Below are 24,642 nucleotides of genomic sequence, written 5' to 3' on the forward strand. Positions count from 1 at the left end.
AGGGATTGAGATCGAACGATTTGGCGCCGCGGCGGGCCGACGGTCGCGAATGCCGGGGAATGGCCCGTGGCGCGGTGATCCGCGTTTCGTCGGGCATACGTGTGGCGTCCGCGTCCGGAATGCCGGTTGGATGACCGCCGGAGGGGAACTCGCCGGGCCGCGCGTCGTCGGCTGCATATCCGCCGGGCACACCATATTCGCTGGGCACACCATGTCCGCTGGGTGCACCATGTCCGGGAACCACCAGCGGCTCCATGACGAACGCGCCGGTGCCAGACCTGTTGGAGGACAACGCATTCATTGCAGACTCCTTTGCTGAATCGGCGAAAGCGCCGGTGAGTGTGCCGACAGGAGCGCCATGGTCTCGGACTGGGCGGAATCGCCGCCGCTGAATCGTCGGATGCCGGACGGCAATCCCTCCGCGTCGAACGGCGACCGCACGGCACGAGAGAACGGTAAAGCCGATCCGCGCGGCCCCACTGCTGCGCTTACCGTGACCGGTCGTGGACCGGGTTGGACGGTTTCCAGCATGACCGTGATGGAGGCATCCGGCGTGGCGGGGTTCCCGGTGAGTGTTCCGTTGACTGCGGGGGCGTTGGCTGCGGTGAAGGTGAATCGGTTGACCGGGATCCTGCAGTCCAGCCGGCGGTCGCCTCCGGAGCCGGTTGCGGATAGCGAGGCGCATCCGGCGTTGCGCAGGTTGCGCAGCGTGACGGTCACGCCGAAGGTCACGGAACCGGATTGCCCATTGGTGTCGGCTGGCCCGTCGGGCTTGGCTTGCCCGGACGGGGAGCCCGAACCGGTGCCGGGCGATGCGCCGGGCCCTGTGTCGGCTCCCGGAGATGTTGACACCGGTGGGACCCGCACCAACGTCACTTCGGGCGGCTCGGGATCGCCCCACGGCATGACCGGTGCGCTGGGACCGCTGGCCTCGCCCTCGCCCACATAATTGCGCGCCGCCACCGTGGCGGTGAACGAGACCCCGTCCGAGATCGCGGCGTCCGGTATCTCGAACCGCGCCTGCGACGAGCCGGCGGGCGCATCGATCCTCATTTCGAATCCGTTCGGTCCATGCAATGCCACGGCATAGGCCTCCGGAGCCGTTCCCTCATAGCGCGGCGGCGACCATTCGACCAGAATTTGATGGTATCCGGCGGTTGTGCGCACGTCCCGTGGCGCCGACGGCACTCGATCGGGCGTCGCCTCGACCGTGTTCGACGGGGCGGACCAGCCCACCTCGTTGCGCGCCTTGACGACAAAACGGTGGAGCCGTCCGTTCACGAGCCCTTCGATCCGGCATGAGGTGTTCGTCCCGCAATCTCTGCTGCCGGTCGAACCGCCCTCGTACTCCACCCGGTATTCGGTGATGGGACTGCCGTTGGCATTGCCCGGCGTCCAATGCAGCTCCACCATCCCGTCATGCGCGGCGGCGGCCACCGGAGCCAGCAATGGGGGTTCGGGCGCCGCCATCACCGCGATACGGATCGTTGCGGTCACCCGCCGTTCCAGCGCATGCGTGCCGTCCTCCACACTCGCCAGAATCACCCCTTCGCCCGCATGCCCGCCCGGCGTGACGACCAGTCGGCCGCCCGATTCGATCCGCACGTCCAGTCCCTCCAGACCTTCGGCGCGTGCCTCGACGATGGTCAGCGGCTCGTCGGGGAACGGGTTGTACGCATCCGCGAGCGCATCGATGGTCATGGGTGTGCCGGCCGACGCCCTGACCGCGCGCTCGCCGATGCGCGCCAACGGGCGGCGGGACGCGACGATGCGAATGGTCAGGCCTGCGTGCACCGTGCCCGCCGGATAGGTGATGTCGATGGGCACGGAGACCAATGTCCCCGCCGCCGCGTCGCGTTTCGCGAACACCGTCAGCTCGCCATCCGGGCTGACCGCAATATCCAGCGATCGCGCATACTGCGCCGTGGGGGCTATGGCGTACCGGTAGAGACCGGCGTCGGCACCCAGCGGCGCCTTGGTCAATGAGGTCAGGTCGATGATGGTGGCGGGCTCTCCTGCCGACACGTCCACGGTCGTCGGCGAGAACGCGGGTGGCGCCTCAACACTGCCGACCACGGTGATCGGCAGCGTGATCACCGCACGGTTGGGCGGTGTCCCGTTGCCATTCGCACTCCCGTCCGCACGTCCATCCGTGGCGGTGAATGTGATCGACGCTGGTCCCGAATACCCTTCCTGCGGCGCGAATCGCAGCGTGCGGTCGTCCACATAGAGGCCGGAGCTGTCGGATTTGGTGGCGCTCACCGATTCGGGCGATTCGATGCGGACGGTTTTGCCGGCACCCACCCGAACATGATCGGCGATCGGAATCGTCAGCGTCTCATGGGCGTTGATGACGAGCTGCGGCGCCTTGGGCCGAGGGGTCGGGGAAAAGACGCCATACGCCGGCACGTGGATGAACGCCATGGAGGTGAGACCGGCGGCATTGGTGACGGTGTACGGCACCGCGCCGGCGCGATCGGTCAGCGTGATGCGGATCGTGGTCGCGCCGGTGGCCCGAGCCCTGCCGGCGGCCGAATCATGCACCCCCACGGTCAGATCGGCCGCGGAACCCGATGGGTTGGCGATCCAGGCGGAGACGTCCACTTCGATGTCGCGTTTGCCGATGGTCGATGCGGCCGGCACGCGGTAGTCGGAGGCGGTGGGCGGTTCGATCGGCACGTCCGGGTCCGTGCGGATGGCGAGTGTGGCCGTATCCGTCAGCCCGACCTCGTCGCGAACCGTGTACGTGATGTATGCGACGCCGGTCCGATCGGGCGCGGTGAACCGTATGTCCCTGCCTTGCACGGACGCGTCGGCGACGCCCTGGGCCTGCACGGCCGGATCGACGGTCAGCTCGCCATCGGCGATGTCGTTGACCGTCACATTCACGCTGGCGTCGGTGCCCGGGCGCAGTATCACCTCATCGTCGCGGGCGTGCACGCCGGTCCGCTCTCTGCGGCCCACAACGCCGACGCGCACCTTCGCCTGCGCGCGCTGACCGGTCCAATCCTCCACGGCGTAATCGAACTCATCCGTGCCGGTCGAATCCGGATACGCCTCGTAAGTCAGCGAATCGGCGTTCACCTCCACGATGCGCCCGAACCGCGGGGCCCGATTGCCTAGGCCAAGCAACGTGACATCGTCCCCGTCCGGGTCCACGCCCTCGAGCCCTATGGGGATGACGACCGTCCCGCCCGCAGCCACCTGCGCCTCCACTGGTTGGGGACGGGGCGCGGGCTTGTGATCCGCATCGGCCGCATGCACGGCGAACGTCACGGTGCCGGATGCCGTATGGCCAGCATCGTCGGCCACGGTGTAGCGCACGCGGTATTCGCCCGGTTCCTCCGGCGCCTGGTACCGCACGGCGTCATCGGAAACGAACGCCAGACCGCGGAATCCGCCGTCGGCGTCATCGGGCTGCAGATCGTGGCTGAGGCGCAGGCGGTCGCCTTCGGCGTGGGAGGCATGGCGGATCGCCGGCGCAGACACGATGCCGCCCGTTCTCACCGACACCTCGAAGTCATTCGCCCGCACCAGACCGTTCTCATCCCCGGAGATCGGAGGCATCACGACGATCGTCCCACGGCCCTCGCCATGCGCATTCGCCACGGTATAGGCCACCTCGACGGGTGTCGCGGGGATCCGGCGGGCGAATATGTTGATCAGGCGTCCGTCCACCACCGCCACGGACAATCCGCCGGCGGGATTTGCATCCACATCGGTGACCGCGAGCACGCCGCCCATCGGATCGTCGTCGTTGGCCAACGGATCCACGATGGCCGTCCGATCGGTGTCCAGCAGCGCCACGTCATTGGCCACAATCGGATCGGACGTCTCCTCGGATGGCGCTGAAACCTCCACCCGGACCAGTCCGGATGCGGCGGGCCTCCCCTGGGATACGTCGTATGGCACATAATAGGTTCCGGGCGTGCCCGCTCGGAACGAGAAGATCAGCTTGCCGCCATCCATCGTCGCCGATGCCCCATCCGGCGCCTCCACGCTCACCAGCGTCACCGGACTGGACGAGGAACCGTGCACGTAAGGGGCCAGATCGATCGTCGTCTCCGTCTGCACGGCGGCGTTCACGATCAGCGGATCAAGCGTCGGCTCCAATGCGCCGCGGGGATGCACGGTGATGTACAGCACGCCGGCACCCTGATCTCGACCGTCGGATACCGACAGCTGTACGGCGACGTGCCCCGAGACGAGGGAACCGGCGTTGAACGTGAGCTTGCCGTCCGGGCGCGCGGCCACGGAGGCCTCGCCGGCCCGTTCCGTCCGTGCGCCGGCCAGCGCGATCCGGTCCCCATCCTCGTCCATGAAGCCAGCCAGCGCATTGATTTCCAGCAGGGCGTTCTGTTCCACATCGTATTCAGGCGGCACATCAACCTGCCGGGGTGCGGTGTTGGGCGCCCCCTCGCCACCGGCCTGCACGCGCACGGTCACACGGGCCGACGACGTCTGCCCCCGCCCGTCGTCGATCACGTAGGAGAAGGTGATGGCACCTGGCGTGGCGCGCGAAGCGTCGAACTGCAGCTGGCGGCCGTCGTACACCGGCGCGACGGACGCCGCCGGATCACTCAGGGAACCCACGGAGACGATGCGCAGCACCGAACAGTCGGTCTGCTCGTCGTTGCGCAGTACGTCAAGCGAGGCTCTTGCGCCCGCCCGCACGCCGAAATCGTCGTCCGCCGCGCGGATCCGGCCAGATTGAGCGGAGCAGGAGGTCCTGAACTCCCTGCGGTAGCGCGCCGATTGAGCCGGTGCGTCACTGCTGGGCTGCTCCTCATCCTGCTTGGTGTCCCATTGGATCGCGATCCTGCTGGCCGATGAGGCGGGATCCCATACGCTGCCCGCCGCGACGTCGTTGAGCGTCACCAGTCGGTGGTTGGCCCGAAACACCAGTTGCGACGATTCATTCACGTCGTCCAGCGTGCCGAACGACGCCTCCCCGTCCGGGGCGCACAATGCCAGATGATTGCTTGATGGCTGCGCCCATGCGGCATGCACGCAGCCTTCCACGGACACGGGCGTGGCGGGTTTTCCGGCACCGCCGCTTGCGAGGGAACGCACGCTTCCGGTGTGCAGATCAACCACGCTCAGGGAACCCGCGTGACCGACCGCGACCCAACCGCGCTGGGAGTCGTCCATCGGCGGCGATTGCAGCACGGGCGGGACGGACGCATCGACGTCCAATTCCACCGAGCCGCCCGGCCATCGAACCTCCACGCCGGACAGGACGATCGGCACGCCGTCCACCACGCCGAAGCCGTCGGCGTACAGCGATTCGCCCCCGGACAGGGATCCCAGCTCCTGTGGCGGATCTCCGGCGTCCGCGCGCATGGCAAGCACCATGCCGTCCACCGGCCGGTAGCCGTAGATTACGCCAGTAAAATCGGCTGCGATGCGTCCGCCGCGGCCCAGCTCTGTGCGAACGGGCCCATCGGCGTCCACGCCGGCCATGGTGGGCAGGGTGCCGATGCGCACGGCGCCTGAATCGCCGTCCAACGTTGCGATGGCATTCCCGCCCAACACCACCGCATCGGCGTCCCCCGGAATGGCGACGCTTTCGGATCGTGCGGTGGCGGCGCTGATCGCATGGAGGTCGCCGCCATCATCCAGCACGGTTCCGTCGCCCTGCTGCAGGACGTCGAACCGCGCCGCCGAGGCGTCGATCGTGGCATCCGTTTCGCCGGCCCGCACATTGAGACGGGCGGCCTTGCGGTTGGCCAGCGACGTGACCCATACGGTTCCGTCGTCCAGATGCAGACGCTGGCGGCTGACCGATGTGACGATGATCGTGCCGATGACGATGCACAGCAGCGCAGCGAGCGCGAGGCATGGAGCGGCCCAGCGGCGGGCGATGGCCCGCAGACGGTGCAGCAGCGGCTTCATGATCGGACTCCTTCGGCGGAGGGGGCGGTGCAGGGGCCATGCGGCACGGACGGATGGAACAGGCCGATCGACAGGGCGTCGCCGCCGATGGGCCAGTCATCCGGCGACGGCGACGGGATGGGCTGCGACGGTTCCTGATCCGGCAGCATGGGGATGGCGTCCGGCATGATGCCCGCCGGATCGGGCCATGCCGGTTCCGCCGGCGCAGGGTCCGGGGACGATGAGTCCGATGGCAGCGTGGCGGAGGGCGTCGGCTCGTCCACTTGCGGCCCCGGTGCTTTGACGATGTCCGGAGCCGGCACCGAATCCGCTCGGGGCATGGCCAGCCATGCCAGCGTGGCGATGATCATGAGCAGCGACACGGTCGCCGCGATGACGCCGACGATAAGCCCGCGTGACCCACGTTTGCGCGCGGCCGCGTGCGCGGCCCGATTCCGGCGATTTCGCGAAGCGGAACCCACGGCTGCGGCGCGCGAAGCCATCCGCGCGGGCATCGCCGGAACGCCGTCCGCGACCAGCGGGGTGACGGGGACGCCCATTGCACCCTGCATCCGCTGCAATTGCCGTGCGAATTCCAGTGCCGAAAACGGTCGGCGCTCCGGATCCTTGCTCAAGGTGAGCTCCAATGCGCGGGCCAGCGAAGGTGGAACATCGGGGCGTTTGAGCTCGGGCAGAGGATGTTCGAGCACGCATCGCTCCAATTCGGCCTCATCGTGCGGCGCATATCCATATTCGTACGGCGATGCGCCGGCCAACGCGGCATAGAGCACGGCCGCCAGCGCGTACAGGTCCGACGCCTCGCTGCCGCCGGTGAGCCCCGCGATCACCTCCGGAGCCGCCCAAGGCGTGGAGAAGCCGGTCGCCGTCGCGCCGTCGTACACGCCCGCCGCGATGCCGAAGTCCGCGAGTCTGGGCAAGCCGTCCGCGCCGACAAGAATGTTGGACGGTTTGATGTCCCTGTGGGTGATGCCGGTCCGGTGCGCGGTGAGCAGCGCGCCGGATATCCGGATCCCCAGATCCGCTGTCTGCGCGGGACTGAACGTCCGCACGGCCATGAGATCGCGCAGGCTGCCGTGCGGCGCATATTCGAGGGCCAGGAACGGCCGCCCGTCGTCGGTGACGCCGGAACCGAGAATCGTCAGAATGTGCGGGTGAAGGGACAGTCTGGCCAGAAACGCGGCCTCCGCGCGAAACCGCTCCGCAGTGGTCCGGTCCGATTGTCGCCGGCTCAGCTTGACCGCCACCGGGTTGGACCCGGAAGCGGGGCCGGCGGATGGGACGGGCGGCATGGGACGGCATAGCAGCACATCGGCCGTCGCCCCTCCTCCGATCCTGCGAATGAGCTCGTAGCCGTGCGGCGGCTGTTGCGATGGTTGCCGGCTCTGTGCGTATGAAGTCATGGTCGTCCCCTCCCTGATGCGGCTCGCGTGCCCTCATCAGAGACAACAAGCGGGACAATCAGGGGGAAAAGGGGATATGGGGGATGCGGTGAATTGCCGTCCCTGCATCGCCACGGGTTGGCCTAGGCTGGGAGCATGGCGAATCTTGACGATGGGTGGATGACGCTGCTGGCGGTGGGCGCGCCCAACAGCGGGAAGACCGAATTTGCGCTGAACATGCTGTTGGACGGGATTGGCGCATACGGCGCGGACCGGGCGCTGATGGCGGTGTCCGGGCGCAAGGCCGCGGACAGCCTGTCCGACCGGGTGATCCGCGCCATCGGCACCTCGCCCGAGGCCAGACCGGTCACCACGCTGTCCGCCATCGCGTTCCGGCTCATCGCGGCCGTGCGAAGGCGCGCGGGGCAGTCGGCCCCCAGACTGCTCAACGGCGCCGAACAGGACGCGCTGCTGCGTCGCGTGACGGCCGCGCACGTGCGGCACGCGATGGCGGGGGAGAGCGCGGAATGCCCCACCTGCGGGCTGCTTGCGCATTATTTCGCTTCCGACCGGTGGGCGGATCTGGTGATGCGGCCGGACGCGGATACGGCGGATGGCGCAACCGACGCGCTGTTCGAGCGGGGCATGTCCGACGCCTTTGTGGATCAGTTGCGCGACATGCTTGCCCGTATGAACGAACTGGGTGCCTCGCAGTCGCGCGAGGAGGAGATCATCGCCGCGCTCACCGCCCGGACCGCGCCGGATGCGCCGGTGGCGTCGACACTGCGCGTGAGCCGGCTCACCATCCAGTGGCGGCTTGCGTTCGCCTTGCGACGCGAATACGTGGCGGCGATCGGGGCGAAATACCCGGGCGAATACCGCCTGGATTCGTCCCGTCTGCTCGTGGAGGGCACGACGGCCGTGGAACGGTTGGGCTCCGACGATCTGCCGCGGCTTGCTGTGGTCGACGATGTGCAGGACCTCACCCTGGCCGGGCTGGCGTTCGTGTCCGCATTGCGCGACGCCGGATGCCGTCTTGCGCTGGTGGGCTGTCCGGATGAGTCGGTGCAGAGTTTCCGCGGATCGTACCCCGAGTACATGCTGGCCGCCATCCGCTCCTGGGACGGCGTGCGCAGCGTGCGCATCGAGCACGGGGAGACTGTGGCGGAGAACGCCGACACGCCAGACACACCATCCCCCGTTTCCCCCATCACCCCACGTTATTTAGATCTGGTGTCCGCGCGCGTAAGCCTGTCCATTCTGTCCCCGGAACCCGATTCGATTCCGGTGCCGAAGCGCGCCGGCAAACTCCCCGTGTTGCCGGGCGCATGGCCCATTGCCCCGCAGACCGGGTATGCGGAGGACCGCAGCCTGACCTGCGCCTTGTACCGCAGTCCGCGCGAGGAAGTGGACGATGTGGTGTGGCGGATCAAACGCGCGCATCTGGACGGGCGGGACTGGAACGACATGGCCGTGATCGCGCACGACAACGCCACCGTGCGGCTGATCGGAGAGCGTCTGCGGCGCGACGGCGTGCCGGTGGCGTATTCGTCTGTCACCAGACCGCTGAAGGACGAGCCGTTCGTGGCCGGGCTGTTCGCGGTTGTGGAGCTCGCGCGGCTGCGCGATCGGGGGATCGGCGGACTGGGCATGGAACCGGGGCAGGCCGCCGGATACGTGCGCTCGCGCGTCGCGGCGATCATGGACAGCCCGCTGGTGGCCGTGGGGGCGACCGATCGGAACGAAGGATATCCGGCGCGGTTGTCCGTGGCGGAATCAGCGATGGATGCGCTGCAATCGCTGGCCGCGGTGATCGGGCGGGACGCCTTGGCGAATGCCGCCGCCACGCAAGGCGACGAGGCCGCAAAGGGCGGTCTGCCCAGACTGATGGTCGACTGGCGGCATCTGCGCGAGCGGTTCGACGCCGCCCGGATGGCTCGGGCGACTGCGGCGACATCGCGGATCGATGTGGACGACGCGGTGTATGACGGTCTTGCCGGACAGGCGGCCGAACCGGATGCGGACGATCGCGGCGGATCGCCGGATTTCGGCAGGGATGCCCTGTATCTGATGCTCGCCTTCGATCCGGATGCCGCCGCGGACGCGCTTGCGGCCATCCATGCGGTTTGCGGGTCGCGGCCGGGGCAGGCGGATGGCCATGCCGAGGCCTTCGAGCGGGTGTGGCGGATCGTCGGCGACACTGCGCGCAGTGTGGCGGCGCTTTCCAACCGCGAGGCGCAATACGTGCTGGCGGCGGCTTGGGCGGCGTGCGGCGTGGACCGGCGCTGGCAGCGGCTCGCGCTCGCCAACACGGAGGCTGGCAGGGCGGCGAACGATCGTCTCGACGTGGCCATGCGCCTGTTTCAATTCGCCGCGGACTCTACTGCGGACCGGGACATTATGGGCTTCATCGATCAGGTGCGCGCCATGCAGGTGGAGGCCGATTCACTGGCGCATGTGGCGCCGGTGGAGCAGGCCGTAACGCTCACCACGCCTGCGGGCGCGGCCGGACGGCATTGGGATCTGGTGTGGATCCCCACCGTGCAGCAGGATGTGTGGCCCAACCTCGCCTCGCGCAACACCATGTTCGGCGGCGAGGATCTGGCGGATGTGATGCTGCGCGGCCGGCTGACGGACATGGACGCGCCGGCGCCGGGCGCCGTGGTGCGCAGTCCGCGTTTGGCGTCGGTGCTGTACGCGGAGACGAAAAGCCTGCTGGTGGCGCTGACCCGTGCCCGCAGCGCCGTGCATCTGAGCGCGGTGATGAGCGATGAGCTCGCTCCCTCCGATTTCCTGTACGACTTCCTGCCCGAACGGTACGCGCGCGGAGACAAGCCCGTGTACACGCAGGTGGGCGACGGGGGCGCATACGCCGGACTCGACGCCGATCCACGCGGTCTGGTGACCGCGGCGCGCGTGGCGCTGGTCCGTGCCGCGATGGGTTCGGACGCCTGTCCGGACGGCGATGCGGACACCGCCGGGCGTGATGCCCCGGCGGTGGAGGATGCCGCTGAAACGCTGGCGTTGCTGGCCTCGCATGGGGTGACGAGCGCCGATCCCGGGGAGTGGGCGTTCGTGCCGCGACCGGAGCGCGCGTCTGTGATCGAGCATGCGTTTGTGGACGGGCATGCATTGACGGATGAACACTCATCCGGCAGATTGGTCACATTGTCGCCGTCGGCCGTGGACGGGCTATGGGCATGCCCGGTGTGCTGGTTGCTGGAGAACCGGTTCGCCGGCCCGCGCAGGGAAGCGGCGGCGGCCGGATTCGGCACGATCATGCACGCCGTCGCCCAACAGGCCAGTGCCGAGGGACTGGACATGCCCGGCGCGGGGCTCTCCTCCGAGGCGATCGCCGAACGCATGCGAGCCATTTACGACGAACTCAAGCCGGACGTCAACGCGATCGACGACGTGCGCGAACGCTACATCGCCGCACGCCACGACGCCGATGCGGCCGGCATGATCGCCAACATCGCCGCATACTTCGCCGATTCCAATGCGGCCGGTTACCCGCCCAAGAACGAGGACAGCATCACCGTGGGCCGATTGGAGCGCGCCGACTGCGAGATGGGATTCTCCGCCCGCTTCGGCTTCGACGACATCCTGGCCGCGTACAACGCGATCGACGGCATGACGCCGATCGACCGGCCCACGCTCATGGCCATCATGGGCGCGCTGGTGGGCGGCTGGCCCGAGGCGATCGGCGACGATCTGACCATCCGGCTGGCCGGGCGTATCGACCGCGCGGAGACCCGCGTGACGGCGGACGGCTCTACGCACGTGCGGCTGATCGACTACAAAACCGGCCACAAGCCCGGCATCCCGCAGCTGTTCGGCGATCTGCAGCTGGTGTGCTACCAGCTCGGCCTCACCTTTCCCGAAGGCGGGCCCCGCGGCGCCCAAGCCTTGCGCAAGGCACCGGCCATCGCGCAGTCGGCGCTGTTCCACGTGGCCGAAAACCCCTATCCGGCCACCAGCTACGGGGCCGAAAGCGCATACCAGCCGCCATTGTTCACGGGCGGGTCACTCAACGCCACCGGATTCGCGCCGCGGTATTTCTTCAAGGACATGAAGCGGTTGTTCGACTCCGCGGATGTGTTGCCCGAAACGCCCCCTCAGGGCGTGGACGCGGCCGATTGGGAGCGGTTCACGGGGCTACGCGGCACGCACGCCGTGTGGGCGCTCACCATGATCTCGCGCGTGTTCTACGCCGCGGCCGCCAGCGTATCCGCGAGGATCGTGGCCCGACCGCAACCCGACCATCAGCGCCATTGCCGGTGCCTGGGCGTGTGCCCGGCATGCTCCGGCGAAATGGACACCGTCTACGAAGTGCAGCAAGCGAAGTGAGGCAAACGATGAGCGAGAACAATCCGAACAAACCCGCGTTCACGCCGTCGCCCGAACAGGCCGCGGTGCTGGACGCGCCCGTGGACGCCGATGTGCTGGTGGTGGCCGGAGCGGGATCCGGCAAGACGTTCACCATGACCCAGCGCATCATCCGGTTGATCGGGCGCGGGGTGGCGCCGGAGACGATCCTGGGCCTCACCTTCACGCGCAAGGCAGCCTCCGAGCTGCTGTCGCGCGTGTCCGCGGCCACGGAATCGGCATCGGCGCAATCTTCGGGACGGCAGACCGGCGGCCGTCGCTCCGCGGTGCTCAAGCCGCAGGTGAGCACGTACGACGCCTTCTTCCAGTCGATCGTGCGCCAATACGGCCTGTTGGTGGGCTTCGACCAGAACACCCAGCCGTTGAGCGAGGCCGGCGCCTATCAGCTGGCCTGCGAGGTGATCGACGATCGTTTCGATCTGGTGCGTCAGGCCCGCGCCGATGGGTTGGACATGGGGGCGTTCCCCACGCTTGCGGCCGGCGTGCTCGCGCTGAATAATGCGATCGGCGGATCCATGATCGGCGAGGGGTGCGCGAGCGTGGACGAGGCCATCGACCGCGTGCGCGCGTGGGACCGGGCGTTTCTGGAACGGCTTGACCAGGCGATCGGCGACCAGCCCGTACCCGACGAGGCGCCCAAGACCCCCTCCAAACCGCGCGGCAAGAAGGATATCGAACGCAAGCTCGCCCAATGGCGGCAGGCGCGCGATGAAGCCCTGCACGCCACCTGCGTGTACAACTGCGACCAGCTGAGGCAGACCGTGCGCAAGCGCGAGGTGCTGCTGAGCCTGGTGGAGGCCTATCACGCGGCCAAACGCCGGCTCAACTTGGCCGAATTCGGCGACTTCACCATCGCCGCCTACCAGCTCGTCACCCGTTTCCCGGCGATCGGCGAGGAGTACCGCCGGCGCTACGGACACGTGCTGCTGGACGAATACCAGGACACGTCAACCACGCAGGCCACGCTGCTGGCCACGCTGTTTCACGTGCAACAGGGCCCGTGGGCCAATCTCGTCGGCCCGTCGCACAACCCCCGCACGGCCGTGAGCGCCGTGGGCGATCCGTTCCAGTCGATCTACGCATGGCGAGGGGCCAGTCCCGGCGCATTCCGCATGTTCCAGCACGACTTCGGCATCGACCCGTCAACCAAGCCGTACGCCTTGAGCGTCACCCGGCGCAACGCGGGACTGGTGCTCGATGCGGCCAATGCGCTCACCCTGCCGCTGCGCCGCTCGCCCCGCAGACCCGGCAGCTCGCTGATGCGCGAAGTGGACGTGCCCGCACTGTCCGCGCTGCCCGGCAAGGAGGATGGCACGATCGGTCTGCTCGGATACCAGACGCTCGGCCAGGAAATCGACGGCGTGGTCCGGTTCATCAAGGCGGCCGCGGCGAAGTGGCGTGGCGACGGCGCTGGGGTGGACGGTGGCACTGGAGCGGACGGTGTCTCCAAGCCGGACCTCAGCCCGCATGTGGCCGTGCTGTTCCGCTCCAAAACCCGCATGCCCGTCTTCCGCGAGGCGCTTGAGGCGGCCGGGCTCGCCACGCTTACGGTGGGATATTCGGCGCTGCTGGAGCGGCCTGATGTGCGCGACGTGCTCGCCATCCTGCATGTGGCCGGCGACCATACCGACGCCGCCTCCCTCATGCGTCTGCTGGCCACCCCGCGCTACGCCGTGTCCGCCGCCGATCTGGCCGCGCTGGCCGATCTGGCCGAGCGGCTCAACGTGGAGTACCGGTTCCGTGCGCTGGTGACGGCTGGATTGGCGGACGCCGACGTCCCGCGCGCGCAGTGGGTCGACGCGGTCAAGGCGCATCGCGACGAGGTGGCCAATGCGGTGTTTCTGCCGGACCTCCTGCTGCGCGATGATCTGGCCGCGCTGCTGGACCGTGCCGTGCAGGCGGGAACGCTGTCCGCAGCCGGAAGCGATGCGGCGATCCGCGCCTCCGATGTCCTTCGGCGTGTTCGTGCCGTGGTGGGGCATCCTTTGGCGGATGTGGTGCGCACGGCCGTGGCGGCGCTGGATCTGGACATCGACGCCGTGGTGGCGCAGGCGATCGCGCGGCCGGAAGGACCGGTGCTGCCCGCTATGGCCCATGCGCCCGTGGAGGCGGTGGTCGATCTGGTGGACACGTATGTGCAGGAGATCGTGGAGGGGGCTACGCCGAACCTCAACGGCTTCATGGCATGGGTCGATTCGCTGCGAGCGGTGCCAGATGAGACGCAGAGCGTGCCGGACCAGCCCGCCGATGTGGTGCTGATGACCGTCCATCAGTCCAAGGGGCTCGAATGGGACGCAGTGGCCGTGGTGGGGCTGTCCAAGGGCGATTTCCCCAGCAGCCAGGGCGATTATCTGCGTGTGGACGCCGATCCCGATCATCCGGGACGGCTGGGCGACGATGGGTCGTGGACCCCGCCCGAATACCGTGAATCGGCGCGCACCTGGCTGTCCGATCCGGCTGCGGTGCCCGTGCCGATGCGCGTGGATGCCGGGATTTTGCCGCGGTTCCCGCACGATGCCGCGGTTGGCGCATCCGGTGAGACCGACGAGGTCTCCGATCCGATCGCCGCGCTCGGCGCCTTGGACGATGTGGAGACGATCGACGACGAGGTGTTCGGATCCATGCGCGCCGCGGACGACACGGCGTCCGACGCCGATCGCGATGCCTGGTATCTGACGCAGGGCGAGGAGTATGGCCGCCGTCTGCACGCCGACGAACGCCGGCTCGCCTATGTGGCGCTGACCCGCGCGAAAACCGATGCGCTGCTCACGTTCTGCGAGTCGGGGTCCGTGAGTCGCGATCCCGTTGCCGCGGGACTGACCAAGCCGTTGGACGTGGAGCGCAAGGCGTCCGATTTCTGGCTGGAGGTGCATGATGCGCTGGCCGGGCGCGCGGGGCGGGTGACGGCGGACAGGGCTGTGCGCGAAGCGATTGGGGAAGGCGATGCGGGAAGTGCCGGGGATGCCGCCGCTGGGGGCGCGGTCCGTCCTGATGCGTCAGGCCGTCCCGACGCGCCGGCCGGCTATTTCCTTGGCGACGATGCGGCGGGCTATGCGCGTGCGGTGGTCGGCGCGGCCTGGCGTGATCCGCTGGACGCGCACGCCGACGACGTGGTCCCGCTGGCCTGGCCGGGGGAGATGAGCGACAGGGTGGGCGGCGCGCTCGCCCGGTCCGCCGCGATGGTGGAGGAACGGATGGCGCGGCATGTGCAGGACGCTGACGGCGGCGGCATGTCCGGCGCATCCGCCGAGGTTCCGGCCGATTCCCTGCTCGCCCGCGCCCGCATGCTGTGCGATGACGAGGATCTGATGACCGGCGGCCTGACGGGCGTCCCCGCGGCCGATCTGGATGCGGCCGTGAAGGCCCGGGGCATGCGCATCGCCGGCGGCGGAAGACAGAGCGTCACGGCCCTGCAGGCGCTCAGCGGCCATCTGTCCGAACGGGAGTCGCGCGACTACTGGCGCGGCATTGTGCGGCCCATCCCGCGCGTGGCCTCGCCCAACGCGGAGGCCGGCACGATCTTCCACGCGTGGGCGGAGCGGTTCCTGGATGCGCGGATCGACGCGGACCGTCCCGATGCGCCTTCCCTGGCAGGGGAGACCGAGGAGCTGGGCGTCTGGCAGCGTCGGTTGCTCGGATCGCCGTGGGCCGAGCGCATGCCGGTGGCGGCTGAGCAGCAGATCGTGGTCAGCGTGCCCGAACTGGATGGCAAGATCATCAATGGCAAGTTGGATGCGGTGTTCTTCGGCGGACTGTCCGATGCGCCGGGTGCCGGGGCGGACGCATCGCGCCGCACGATCATCGACTGGAAGACCGGACGCCGGCCCGTCAAGCGTGAGGATGTGGAGCGCAAGCTTGCGCAGCTGGACCTATACCGTCTGCTGTACTCGCGCGTGGAGGGCGTGCCGATCGAGTCGATCGACGCCGCGCTGTACTACGTGAGCGAGCCGGATCCGTCGCGCCGCACGATCGCGGCCGCGCGCAAATCCGCCGGGGGGATTCTGGGGCAGCTCGAACTTGAGGTGCCGGAAGGCTCGGACACGGACTGAGCGGGATTGGAAAAGGCATAAGAAAGGCCGCCGACCTTGCCATGTCGGCGGCCTTTCAGCCGATAAGAGGACGCCGAAAACGCCCTGCCGGACCAAAGTTCCGCGAAGTTGAACGCTCATCAGTGGCCATCTGGAGATACTTCGCGGCCGAAGCACTTTGGCTGTGGCAAGTCCACTATACCTCGGCGTCGGCTTAGTTGTCTAATGGTATCAAAATTGATATCATATTGATTTGTCGCACATGTCGAAGCTGTGTTGTCCGAAGCAGAACAGCAGCGTGTGGGCGATCGGCCGGGTCAACCGGCCCGGTCGTCGAGCGATAAGAAAGGAAGCTCACATGGCTTCTCCGAAACAATCCGGCCAACCCGGGCATAATCCGGCCCTTGTGATCATTGCCATGATCGTCATCGTTCCCCACGTCGACAGGACGTGGCTGGCGGTGTGCTTCGGCGCGATCGTCCTGTACGGTCTCGCCGTCGACTGGGTGAACCGGAAGTAGCCGGAACTCCAGCGCGGGTTGCCAACCGCGCCGGAGCTTTCCGATCGCCTACTGGTAGCGCACTTGGCGCCCGCCGGTCTCCATGTCCACGCTGCCGCAGACCAGTTCGACCAGTTGCTGGACGAGCGGGAAGATCAGGAATGTGGCGCCGATCGACCATAGGTTGAGGAAGATCGTGGAGGCGCCCATCGGCACCAGCACCATGCGGGCGGCGATCATAAGCGCGCCCGTGATAGGCAGGATCAGATGCGCGACGGCGCCGAAGCGGTTCTTGGTGCGCGACTGGTGCCAGGACACCAGGAGCAGCGGGATGACGATGAGCCACGCGCCCACGGACGAGACGAACTCGGAGATGGGCCATCCGCCGGTCGCCGTGGCGCCGGGGATGGCCATCGAGACGGCGAACAGCGCCAGCCCCGCGAACACGGACCGCTTGAGCGGCCTGTCGTTGATGAGCTCGGAGGCCTTCAGATCGTCCGCATGCTCATTGATGTCGATGTTGTTTGCGTCGCCGTCGCCGTTTGCCATGGAAATCCCTTCCCAAAAAAACGTTGTGAAACGATTATACGTCCGCGGTCGGGGACATTCGCATCGCACGCCTGCGGGCCATCAGCCAGCCCACGAAGGCCAGCGGCACCGCGCATCCGGTGAAGATGAACGGCATCATGAGACCCAAGGCGGGGCCTCCCGCGTCCAGCACCACACCGGCCACGGAGGAGCCGAGCGAGGCGCCCACCGAACCGCCGGTGGTCACCCACGCGAGTCCCTCGGTGAGCGATTGCGCGGGCACGGATTCCTTGATGATGAGGTTGCCGGTGGCGAACATCGGCGAAACGACAAGTCCGGCCAGCACCTCGAGCGCGCCGAGCAGGATCAGATGGTTCATGGAGAGGCGGAACGAGACGAATCCGCACGTCAGGATCGCAAGGAACTGGACCATGAGCTTCCAGTGGGAGCCCGGGAATTTCACCGAGCCGAACACGATCGCGCCGATGCATGATCCGACAGCGAACATGGCGAGCTGGAGGCCCACGAACTGCTCCACGCCCATGGCCTTCATATTCGCGGTTACGGAGACGTCGAACGCGGTGAAGCTCATGTTGAACACCACGAACACCACCACGACGATCCACACACCCGGATACAGCAGCGCGCTTCTGGTGCGGGCGTGCGGGCGGCGGTTGCGCTTCAGCAGCGCGTTGATGCGGGGACCGCGGCCGGCGTCCTCACCGTTGCCGGTGTCCGCGGCCGGGGCGGTGACGTCGACCGGCGTCATGACCGGCGGCTGCGTGCCCTTCAGGGAGAAGAACACCGTGCCGCCGGTGGCGGCGGCGATCACCGGCACGAACAGCTGGGAGACCGGATTGACCGATGTAGCCAGGAAAGCCGCCAGGATCGGGCCGACGATGAACACGATCTCGTCGATCGCCGATTCCAGCGCGTACGCGGTGTTGAGCAGCGAGTCCTCATCCTCTTTGCCGCGCAGTGCATAGGCCCATCGTGTGCGCACGAGGGCACCGAACGAGAACTGCGCGAGACCGGTGACGACGGCCAGCGCGAACAGGGCCGGGATGGGGATGCGGAAGGCCGCACCGAACGCGAATCCCAGCATCACCACGGTCTGCACCGCAAGGGCCACCACGCCCACGCGGCGCTGGCCGAACCGGTCGAACAGACGCGCGTAGAACGGCGTGACGATCGCCGCGCAGAAGATGTAGGTGGCGCTCATCGTGCCGGCCACGGTCCAGTTGTCGTACAGGTGGTTGAGCGCGAGCACGATGCCGAGGCTCATCATGGAGATGGGCAGGCGGGCCACGGCCGCGGAGACGCAGAACGCCTTCGCGCCGGGCAGACGGAACAGGCTGGCGTACGGGGACTCACGCCGTGTTGCGGGTGCGGCGGGTGCGGTCACTTGGCGGCCTCCTCATGGTTCTCCTGGTTGCCGAAGCCGATCGCCGGCACATCGCCCGCGTAGATGAAGATGTCGTCCATCGTTTCCTGTCCAAGGCGGTTGTCCTCGGGGTGGTCCTTGGCGTAGCGCTCGGCCACGCGGTCAAGGCCCTTGTGATCGTAGTAGCCCACATCGCAGCTTGAATCGGTGTGCAGGTAGTACCGCCGCACGCCGTGTTCTGCGAAATGGGTCATCATGCGGCGCCAGAGCGTGCCGCCCACGCCATGGCCGCGCGCATCGGCGGACACCAGGAACAGCTCCACCTCGGCCTGCGTGAATTCGTTCACGCCGACGGCGTTCTCCATGTCGGTTTCGATCGCATGCCAGTGCAGCGTGTCCTTGAGCCCCATCGCGCCGTGTTCGGTGGCGTTGAGCTCGCGGTCCACGCGGTCCAGCTCCTCGGAGGCGTTGGGGAACAGCACGGGCTCGCCCACGACGCGCGCCAGGGTTACGCCCATGAAGCGGCCGTCCGCGGTCTCGGCCACATCCCCGCGCGTGGCGGGCTGGAGGTAGTGCATCACGAAGTGCTTGGACAGCAGCCACGACTCGGGTCTGCCGCCGGTGACCCCCCAGTTGCCCCAGGTGTCGTCGAAGGCTTGGATGATCTTGTCGATGTCATTCCAGATGAGGGGACGATAGCGTACCGGCGACGTTGCGGTTGCTGCGGCGCACATGATTTCTGCTCCTTTGTGAACGTGCGGCCCTGTGGGAGGACCATACGATGCTAGCAGGGTGGCGTAGACGACGGTCCAGCGTGGGGTGCGCGTGCGGGGCCTGAATGCAGGGCCATTCGGAGCGGCGGGTGCGAATTCGTATCGTTATGATATTGTAACGATGCACAACAGGCGTCGGCGATGAGGCGACGGGAAAGGATATGACATGGCACTTATGAAGGGCGTTCAGCTGTTCCGCGACACGGACGGCAACGTGGCCCAACTGCACGGGATCGGCGTGCAGCGGTTCGGCGACCGCTGGTACGCGTACGGCGAGATCAAGGTGGGCGGCAACCTGTTCCAGGGCGTGGCCTGCTACTCCACCGCGGATTTCGCGCAGTGGCGCAACGAGGGCGTGGTTCTGCCGGTGAGTGAGCAGGGAGCGATCGATGGGCCGACGCGCATCATCGAGCGTCCGAAGGTGCTCCGTTGCCCCTCGACCGGCAAGTACGTGATGTATCTGCACGTCGATGGCGAGGACAACTATTCATACGCGCACATCGGCACCGCGGTCGCCGACTCGCCCACCGGTCCGTTCGAGTTCCTCTCCACGTTCCAGTTCCGCGGCTACGAGTCGCGTGACATCGGCGTGTTCCAGGACGAGGACGGGACGGGCTACATCCTGTCGGAGGACCGCCCGCACGGCACGCACATCTACCGGCTGTCGGACGACTACCTGAGCGTGGTGGAGGATGTGGTGTGCCTCAGGGGCACGAACTACAGCTTCGGCTATGAGAGCCCGATCCTGGTCAGGCGCGACGGGGTGTACTACTGGTTTGGCTCGCAGCTGACGGGTTGGGACTGCAACGACAACATGTATGCGACGGCGACGGACCTGCATGGTCCGTGGAGCGAATGGCGTCCGTTCACGCCGGCCGGATCAAAGACGTTCGACTCGCAGTGCGACATCATCGTCCCGCTGGACGGCGCTGACCAGTGGCACGCGACGCGGTTCCTGTACATCGGCGACCGCTGGCATCCGAAGGATCTGGGCAACTCGGAGCTCGTGACCTTGCCCATCTCGATCGGGGAGGGCGAGGCGCTGCTCGAATGGCATGACGAGTGGGACAACGGGCTGGCGGGCTGAGCCGTGGCAGCGGCCCCGCGGTCATCCTGAGTGCAAGGGCATCCCTCCGTCATCCTGAGCGGAGCCCGAAAGGGCGGAGTCGAAGGATCCTTAACTGTGCGCACAAATTAAGGATCCTTCGACTCCGCTGCGCTTTGCTCAGGATGACGGAAAAGGGGAGGACAGGGTCCTGTCCTCCCCTTTTCCGTCAACGTCAGAACTTGTAGTCCGGCATGGCGATCCAGCGCTCGCGCAGCCAGTGGGCGGCCATCTTGGGCTGGCGGTCGCGGGTGAACAGGCCCTTCTTGTTGCCGTCCACGCGCATGATGCCCTCGGTGGTCTGGAAGTCGTTGAGGTTCCAAGGCTGCTCGCCCACGATCCAGTCGTAGGAGTCGAAGATCTCGCCCCACATCTTGAGGACCTCGACCTGGTACTCCTCGCTCCACATCACGCTGGGCAGCTTGTGCACGCCGGCCATCGTGTCCGCGCCGTACTCGGAGAACATGATCGGCTTGCCCGGCTGCAGCTCGTGCCACTTCTCCAGCTCGGCCTTCATCATCGGCTTGCCCTTGACGATCGGGTAGCCGCCGTTGATGTACCAGCCCTGGTAGCGGTTGAGCATGATGAAGTCGGCGAAGTCCATGGTCTTGTCCACGCCGGCCGGGGACATCATCACCGAGGCGTAGGTGCGCGGACGGGCTTGCGGATCGATCTCGCGTACCAGATCGAAGATCGCCTTGAAGTACGGGACGGCCTCGGGGACCGTGGTGTCCGGCTCGTTGAGCAGGCTCCAGGCGCACACGGAGGCGTGGCGCTTGTCGCGGTCCACCAGTTCGCGCAGGGTGCGCTTGTGCACCTCGAGGGTCTCGGTCTGCACCGACTCCTCCTCGAAGTACGTCTTCTGCTTGCCGGTGCCGGTGGCGGCGTCCATGAAGTTCATCAGCGACTTCATCATGCCCACCGCGGCCACCTCGTCGATCACGAAGAAGCCCTCGCGATCGGCTTCGTACAGCTGCTCCTCGGCGTACGGGTAGTGCGAGGTGCGGAAGGAGTTCGCGCCCATCCACTTCATGTTCTCGAAGTCGCGCTTGTTGACCACCGGGTCGAATCCGCGGCCGTGGATGTTGGAATCCTCGTGGCGGCCGAAGCCCTTGAGGTACACCGGGCGGCCATTGACGAGGATCCGGTTGTCCTTCACCTCCACGGTGCGCACGCCCACGGTGTCGTAGTACTCGTCGATCACGCCGTCCTCGCCCAGGATGCGCACGGTGAATGTGTACAGATAGGCGTCGCGCAGCTGCCACAGGCGGACGTCCGGGATGGTGATGGAACCGGATTTGCCGGTGGCGCGGGCCACCTCGGCGCCGGACTCGTCGGTCACCACCACCTCCACGTCATGGCTGCCGCTGGTGGCCACCGCGTAGTCCACCACGGCGTCCTTGGCGGACGGATCCACATGGCTCACCACGGAGAGATCCTCGATGCGCTCGAACGGCGTGTAGACCAGACGGACCTTGCGCTGCAGGCCGGAATAGTTGTAGAAGTCGAAGTAGGGGGCGCTCATCTTCGTGCCGTCGGGCAGCGTGTGCACCTCGCCCACCGGCAGGGTCTGCCAGCTCAGCTCGTTGTTGACCTTCACGGCCACGTCGTTCCAGGCGTTGGGCTTGACCACGTCGTTGATGTTCGCGGTGAACGGCAGGAAGCCGCCGCTGTGCTCGGCCACCTTGAAGCCGTTGACGAACACGGTGGCGTGGTGGGTGGCGGAGTCGAAGCGGATGTCCAGATTGCCGTCGTTCCACTCGCCGGGGACGAACAGCTTGGTGAAGTACCAGAAGTCGCCGGTGTACTCGCGCGAGTACTTGTCCGTGAAGACGTCCGCGAAGCTCGCGGGGACGGGCATGTCGGTGGGGACGGGCAGGCCCTTGGTCCAGCCGTCGCGCTCGCCGATGGACTCGGGGTCGAACTGGAAGTCCCAGGTGCCGCACATGTCCTGGATGCGGCGGGTGGCGGTGAGGCGGGGGTACAGGGATGCGAAGCTCATATGCTTCCTTTCTTGGTGGTTTCAGTTATGCGGGGAAGTGTGCGGAAGATGGGGGACGCGGGACTCGGGCCGGCCGCCGCGCCCCGTTGGATGGCGGCGGCCGGAGGGGCCCACGCCGGCCTGCGATCAGGCCTTGGCGGCCTCGCGCTTGGCCTTCAGTGCGGCTTCGTTGCCCAGCACTCGCTTGGAGTCGAGCGGGTAAACGAAGAACATGAACACGAAGGTCAGGGCGAAGAAGATGGCCGGCAGCAGGGTGCTGGAGGTGTACAGGCCCTGCAGGGTCTCCGGGGTCTGCACGGCGGTGGCGCCCTCCTGGTAGCCGATCACCTGCAGCACGATGCCGGCCGCGCCGCCCGCCAGCGCCTGGCCAACCTTACGGGCGAAGGAGTACACGGAGTAGCAGGTGGCGTCCTCGCGGATGCCCTTGATGACCTCGATGTCGTCGATCACATCGGTGACCATGGCGAAGATGATCATGTTGAACAGGCCCAGGCCGATGAAGCTCAGGGTGTAGCCGACGATGAAGACGATCGGGTTGGTGGTGCGGATCAGGAACAGGATAAGCATGCCGATGGCGCCGATCAGCGAGCCGAGCACGGCGATGTTCTTGTGTCCGATCTTGCGGGTGAGCGGCTTGACGAGCGGGGCGCACACGCCGAGCATCATCACGGTGCCGAGCATGTTGGCGATCGAGGTGTACTTGGCGCCGCGGAAGTAGTCGGCGTAGACGAAGGTGGCCATCTGCTGCAGGAAGATCATGGCGAGCAGCAGGCACAGGGCGCCGCCGATCAGGCCGGCCATGGAGCGGGACATGATCGCGTCCTTGATCATCACGAAGGTGGAGCGGGCCTCCTGCTCCACGGATTCGCCGGCCTTGGCGGAGTGGTCCTCGGCCTTGACGCGCTCGGTGGTGAGCCTGTAGCAGGCGAAGAAGCACAGGAAGGCGCACACGGCGAACACACCGGAGACGATGGCGAAGATCTGGGTGCCCTCGCCGCCGCGGATGATCTGGGAGCCGTCGGCCGTGGTCTCGTAGATCAGGATCGGGCCGACGACGCCGATCACCAGGTTGGCGAGCGTGGAGCCCACGGAGCGGAAGGTGGACAGGGAGGTGCGGTCCTGCGGGTCGGGGGAGATGACCGATGCCATGGAGCCGTAGGGGATGTTCACGCAGGAGTAGAGGATGCCCCAGATGATGTACGTGAAGTACATGTAGACGATCTTGACCCACATCGGGGAGGCGATGGTGAAGGTCTGGTACATGAGGAACGAGAAGATGACGACGGCCGGAGCCATCTTGATCATCACCGGACGGTACTTGCCGCCCTTGCCTGCGGGCAGCTTGTCCACCACGATGCCCACGGTCACGTCCGCGAAGGCGTCGATGATGCGGGCCACCACGAACAGGGTGCCCACGACTGCGCCGGGGATGCCCATGACCTTGGTGTAGAAGATCATGAGGAACGAGCTGGCGAACAGGAACATGAAGTCGTTGCCGAAATCACCGAACATGTAGCCGATCTTGTCGCCCATGCCGAACGGCTTGATGCCGCCCTGCCTCTGGGCTTCGATGGGTGTTTGCGCTGCGGAAGTCATCTCTACTCTCCTTCGAATAGCCGCTTTGGTTGATACTTCCAATCTACGGGTGTGAACTGCGCCACATTTTTGTTTCACGCGTTTTCATTGCATGGAAGGTTAACAAAAGGCAAACAGAAAGGCCCCGCACGCATGCGGAGCCTTGGAAGGGACGGTGGGCGTCGTCCTGAGCGTCCCTCGGTCATCCTGAGCGAAGCGAAGGATCCTTAACCTTTGTGCACCAAATGATCAGGGTGTAGTAGCCAAGGATCCTTCGACTCCGCGCTGCGCGCTCCGCTCAGGATGACCAAACGGTTAATTCCCCTGATGCTCCTATAGTTTGCCAGGTGGTTTTGTTGGGGGTGTCGCCGATGGCGTGGAGGTAGTCGAAGCAACGGCGCTCGAGCCCGGGAGGAAACCTTTTGCCCGTCTCGATCTCGCTGATCCTCGAGGGCGCCGCGGCGGGGCGCCGCAGCGCAGTCGGAGGATGCTTAACTTTCCGCCCGGATTAGGGATCTTCCGCTGCGCTCTTCGGCTTCCGCTCGGGATCAAACCTCTCTTTGGAAGGCGGGCTGGCGTGTGACCGGGCGTGCGTGACCGGGGGCGTGACTGGGCGTGTGTTGTGACCGGGCGTGTGACATGGCGTGCCCATTCCCGGTCACGGGGATTTCAAAATGGCTTTATTCCAACGATTCTGGCACCCTGTGACCGGGCGTGCCCACGCCGTGTCACGCTCCCGGTCACGCCGCACGCCGTGTCACTCTCCCGGTCACACGCCGTGTCACGCACCCGGTCACACGCCGTGTCACGCACCCGGTCACACGCCGTGTCACGCACCCGGTCGCGCCGAATCCCGGAACCGGCCCGATCTGCCCAGTTCTTGCCCGGTTGGCGGCCAATTGCACCCAGTTCTCGCCTAATTCGCCTAATTCGCACCGCAAACTGGGCAGATCGGGCCTGTCCAGTTCGAGCGGATAGTTGACAGGTGTCTCGGGGCATGGCTGACACGTGTCTCGGGGCATGGCTGACACCCGGCGCGTGTTGGATGGTATATGGATACACCATCACAACAGCAGACAATGCAA

At 66.9% G+C, this 24,642-nt stretch carries 11 protein-coding genes; 4 read left to right on the forward strand and 7 right to left on the reverse strand.

Going from position 1 to position 24,642, the window contains the following annotated elements; translation table 11 throughout:
• Window positions 1-297: 297 nt before the first annotated feature.
• Together EMO90_RS08540 and EMO90_RS08545 are read right to left on the reverse strand one after the other, a co-directional pair.
• Entirely contained in the window at window positions 298-5,895 is a 5,598-nt protein-coding gene (locus EMO90_RS08540) for an Ig-like domain-containing protein (RefSeq protein WP_150354153.1), read from the reverse strand.
• Complete coding sequence (locus EMO90_RS08545) at window positions 5,892-7,295, reverse strand: serine/threonine-protein kinase (RefSeq protein ID WP_150354154.1); 1,404 nt, start codon at window positions 7,293-7,295, stop codon at window positions 5,892-5,894. Before EMO90_RS08545 ends, EMO90_RS08540 begins: the two co-directional genes overlap by 4 nt.
• Window positions 7,296-7,430: 135 nt before the next feature.
• Between EMO90_RS08545 and EMO90_RS08550 the strand changes: the two genes are divergently transcribed.
• From EMO90_RS08550 to EMO90_RS12170, 3 genes are all read left to right on the forward strand, one after another.
• Window positions 7,431-11,624 carry a PD-(D/E)XK nuclease family protein gene (locus EMO90_RS08550; protein WP_150354155.1) on the forward strand — a complete coding sequence of 1,398 codons (4,194 nt, stop codon included), beginning with the start codon at window positions 7,431-7,433 and terminating at the stop codon, window positions 11,622-11,624.
• A gap of 8 nt (window positions 11,625-11,632) precedes the next feature.
• Complete coding sequence (locus EMO90_RS08555) at window positions 11,633-15,712, forward strand: ATP-dependent DNA helicase (protein ID WP_223849766.1); 4,080 nt, start codon at window positions 11,633-11,635, stop codon at window positions 15,710-15,712.
• Window positions 15,713-16,049: 337 nt separating this feature from the next.
• Complete coding sequence (locus EMO90_RS12170; protein ID WP_190972015.1) at window positions 16,050-16,211, forward strand: hypothetical protein; 162 nt, start codon at window positions 16,050-16,052, stop codon at window positions 16,209-16,211.
• A gap of 48 nt (window positions 16,212-16,259) precedes the next feature.
• Here the strand turns inward: EMO90_RS12170 and EMO90_RS08560 are convergent, their stop codons facing one another.
• From EMO90_RS08560 to EMO90_RS08570, 3 genes are read right to left on the reverse strand one after another with little or no spacing between them, the layout of a single operon-like run.
• Window positions 16,260-16,739: a hypothetical protein gene (locus EMO90_RS08560; RefSeq protein WP_150354157.1), complete on the reverse strand. Its 480-nt coding sequence runs from the start codon at window positions 16,737-16,739 to the stop codon at window positions 16,260-16,262.
• A gap of 34 nt (window positions 16,740-16,773) precedes the next feature.
• The gene (locus tag EMO90_RS08565) at window positions 16,774-18,123 is read right to left on the reverse strand and encodes an MFS transporter (protein WP_395953127.1); all 1,350 of its coding nucleotides are present in this window, start codon (window positions 18,121-18,123) and stop codon (window positions 16,774-16,776) included.
• Window positions 18,120-18,836, reverse strand: coding sequence for a GNAT family N-acetyltransferase (locus tag EMO90_RS08570; protein ID WP_150354158.1), 717 nt, complete (start codon window positions 18,834-18,836; stop codon window positions 18,120-18,122). Before EMO90_RS08570 ends, EMO90_RS08565 begins: the two co-directional genes overlap by 4 nt.
• Before the next feature lie 205 nt (window positions 18,837-19,041).
• Between EMO90_RS08570 and EMO90_RS08575 the strand changes: the two genes are divergently transcribed.
• Window positions 19,042-19,962 carry a family 43 glycosylhydrolase gene (locus EMO90_RS08575; RefSeq protein ID WP_150354159.1) on the forward strand — a complete coding sequence of 307 codons (921 nt, stop codon included), beginning with the start codon at window positions 19,042-19,044 and terminating at the stop codon, window positions 19,960-19,962.
• 193 nt (window positions 19,963-20,155) lie between these two features.
• Here EMO90_RS08575 and uidA read toward each other — a convergent pair whose 3' ends face one another.
• Window positions 20,156-21,982, reverse strand: coding sequence for a beta-glucuronidase (gene uidA / locus EMO90_RS08580; protein WP_150354160.1), 1,827 nt, complete (start codon window positions 21,980-21,982; stop codon window positions 20,156-20,158).
• A 126-nt stretch (window positions 21,983-22,108) separates the two neighbouring features.
• The gene (locus EMO90_RS08585; RefSeq protein ID WP_223849767.1) at window positions 22,109-23,578 is read right to left on the reverse strand and encodes an MFS transporter; all 1,470 of its coding nucleotides are present in this window, start codon (window positions 23,576-23,578) and stop codon (window positions 22,109-22,111) included.
• Window positions 23,579-24,642: the final 1,064 nt, after the last annotated feature.

Origin of the sequence: Bifidobacterium vespertilionis, from assembly GCF_008698145.1 — a bacterium.
Classification (GTDB): domain Bacteria; phylum Actinomycetota; class Actinomycetes; order Actinomycetales; family Bifidobacteriaceae; genus Bifidobacterium; species Bifidobacterium vespertilionis.

Bases quoted from the DNA above. Each gene is read 5' to 3' on its own strand.
- EMO90_RS08545 (WP_150354154.1), bottom strand. From the start codon at position 7,295: ATGACTTCATACGCACAGAGCCGGCAACCATCGCAACAGCCGCCGCAC.
- EMO90_RS08550 (WP_150354155.1), top strand. From the start codon at position 7,431: ATGGCGAATCTTGACGATGGGTGGATGACGCTGCTGGCGGTGGGCGCG.
- EMO90_RS08575 (WP_150354159.1), top strand. From the start codon at position 19,042: ATGGCACTTATGAAGGGCGTTCAGCTGTTCCGCGACACGGACGGCAAC.
- EMO90_RS08570 (WP_150354158.1), bottom strand. From the start codon at position 18,836: ATGTGCGCCGCAGCAACCGCAACGTCGCCGGTACGCTATCGTCCCCTC.
- EMO90_RS08540 (WP_150354153.1), bottom strand. From the start codon at position 5,895: ATGAAGCCGCTGCTGCACCGTCTGCGGGCCATCGCCCGCCGCTGGGCC.
- uidA (WP_150354160.1), bottom strand. From the start codon at position 21,982: ATGAGCTTCGCATCCCTGTACCCCCGCCTCACCGCCACCCGCCGCATC.
- EMO90_RS12170 (WP_190972015.1), top strand. From the start codon at position 16,050: ATGGCTTCTCCGAAACAATCCGGCCAACCCGGGCATAATCCGGCCCTT.
- EMO90_RS08560 (WP_150354157.1), bottom strand. From the start codon at position 16,739: ATGGCAAACGGCGACGGCGACGCAAACAACATCGACATCAATGAGCAT.
- EMO90_RS08585 (WP_223849767.1), bottom strand. From the start codon at position 23,578: ATGACTTCCGCAGCGCAAACACCCATCGAAGCCCAGAGGCAGGGCGGC.
- EMO90_RS08555 (WP_223849766.1), top strand. From the start codon at position 11,633: ATGAGCGAGAACAATCCGAACAAACCCGCGTTCACGCCGTCGCCCGAA.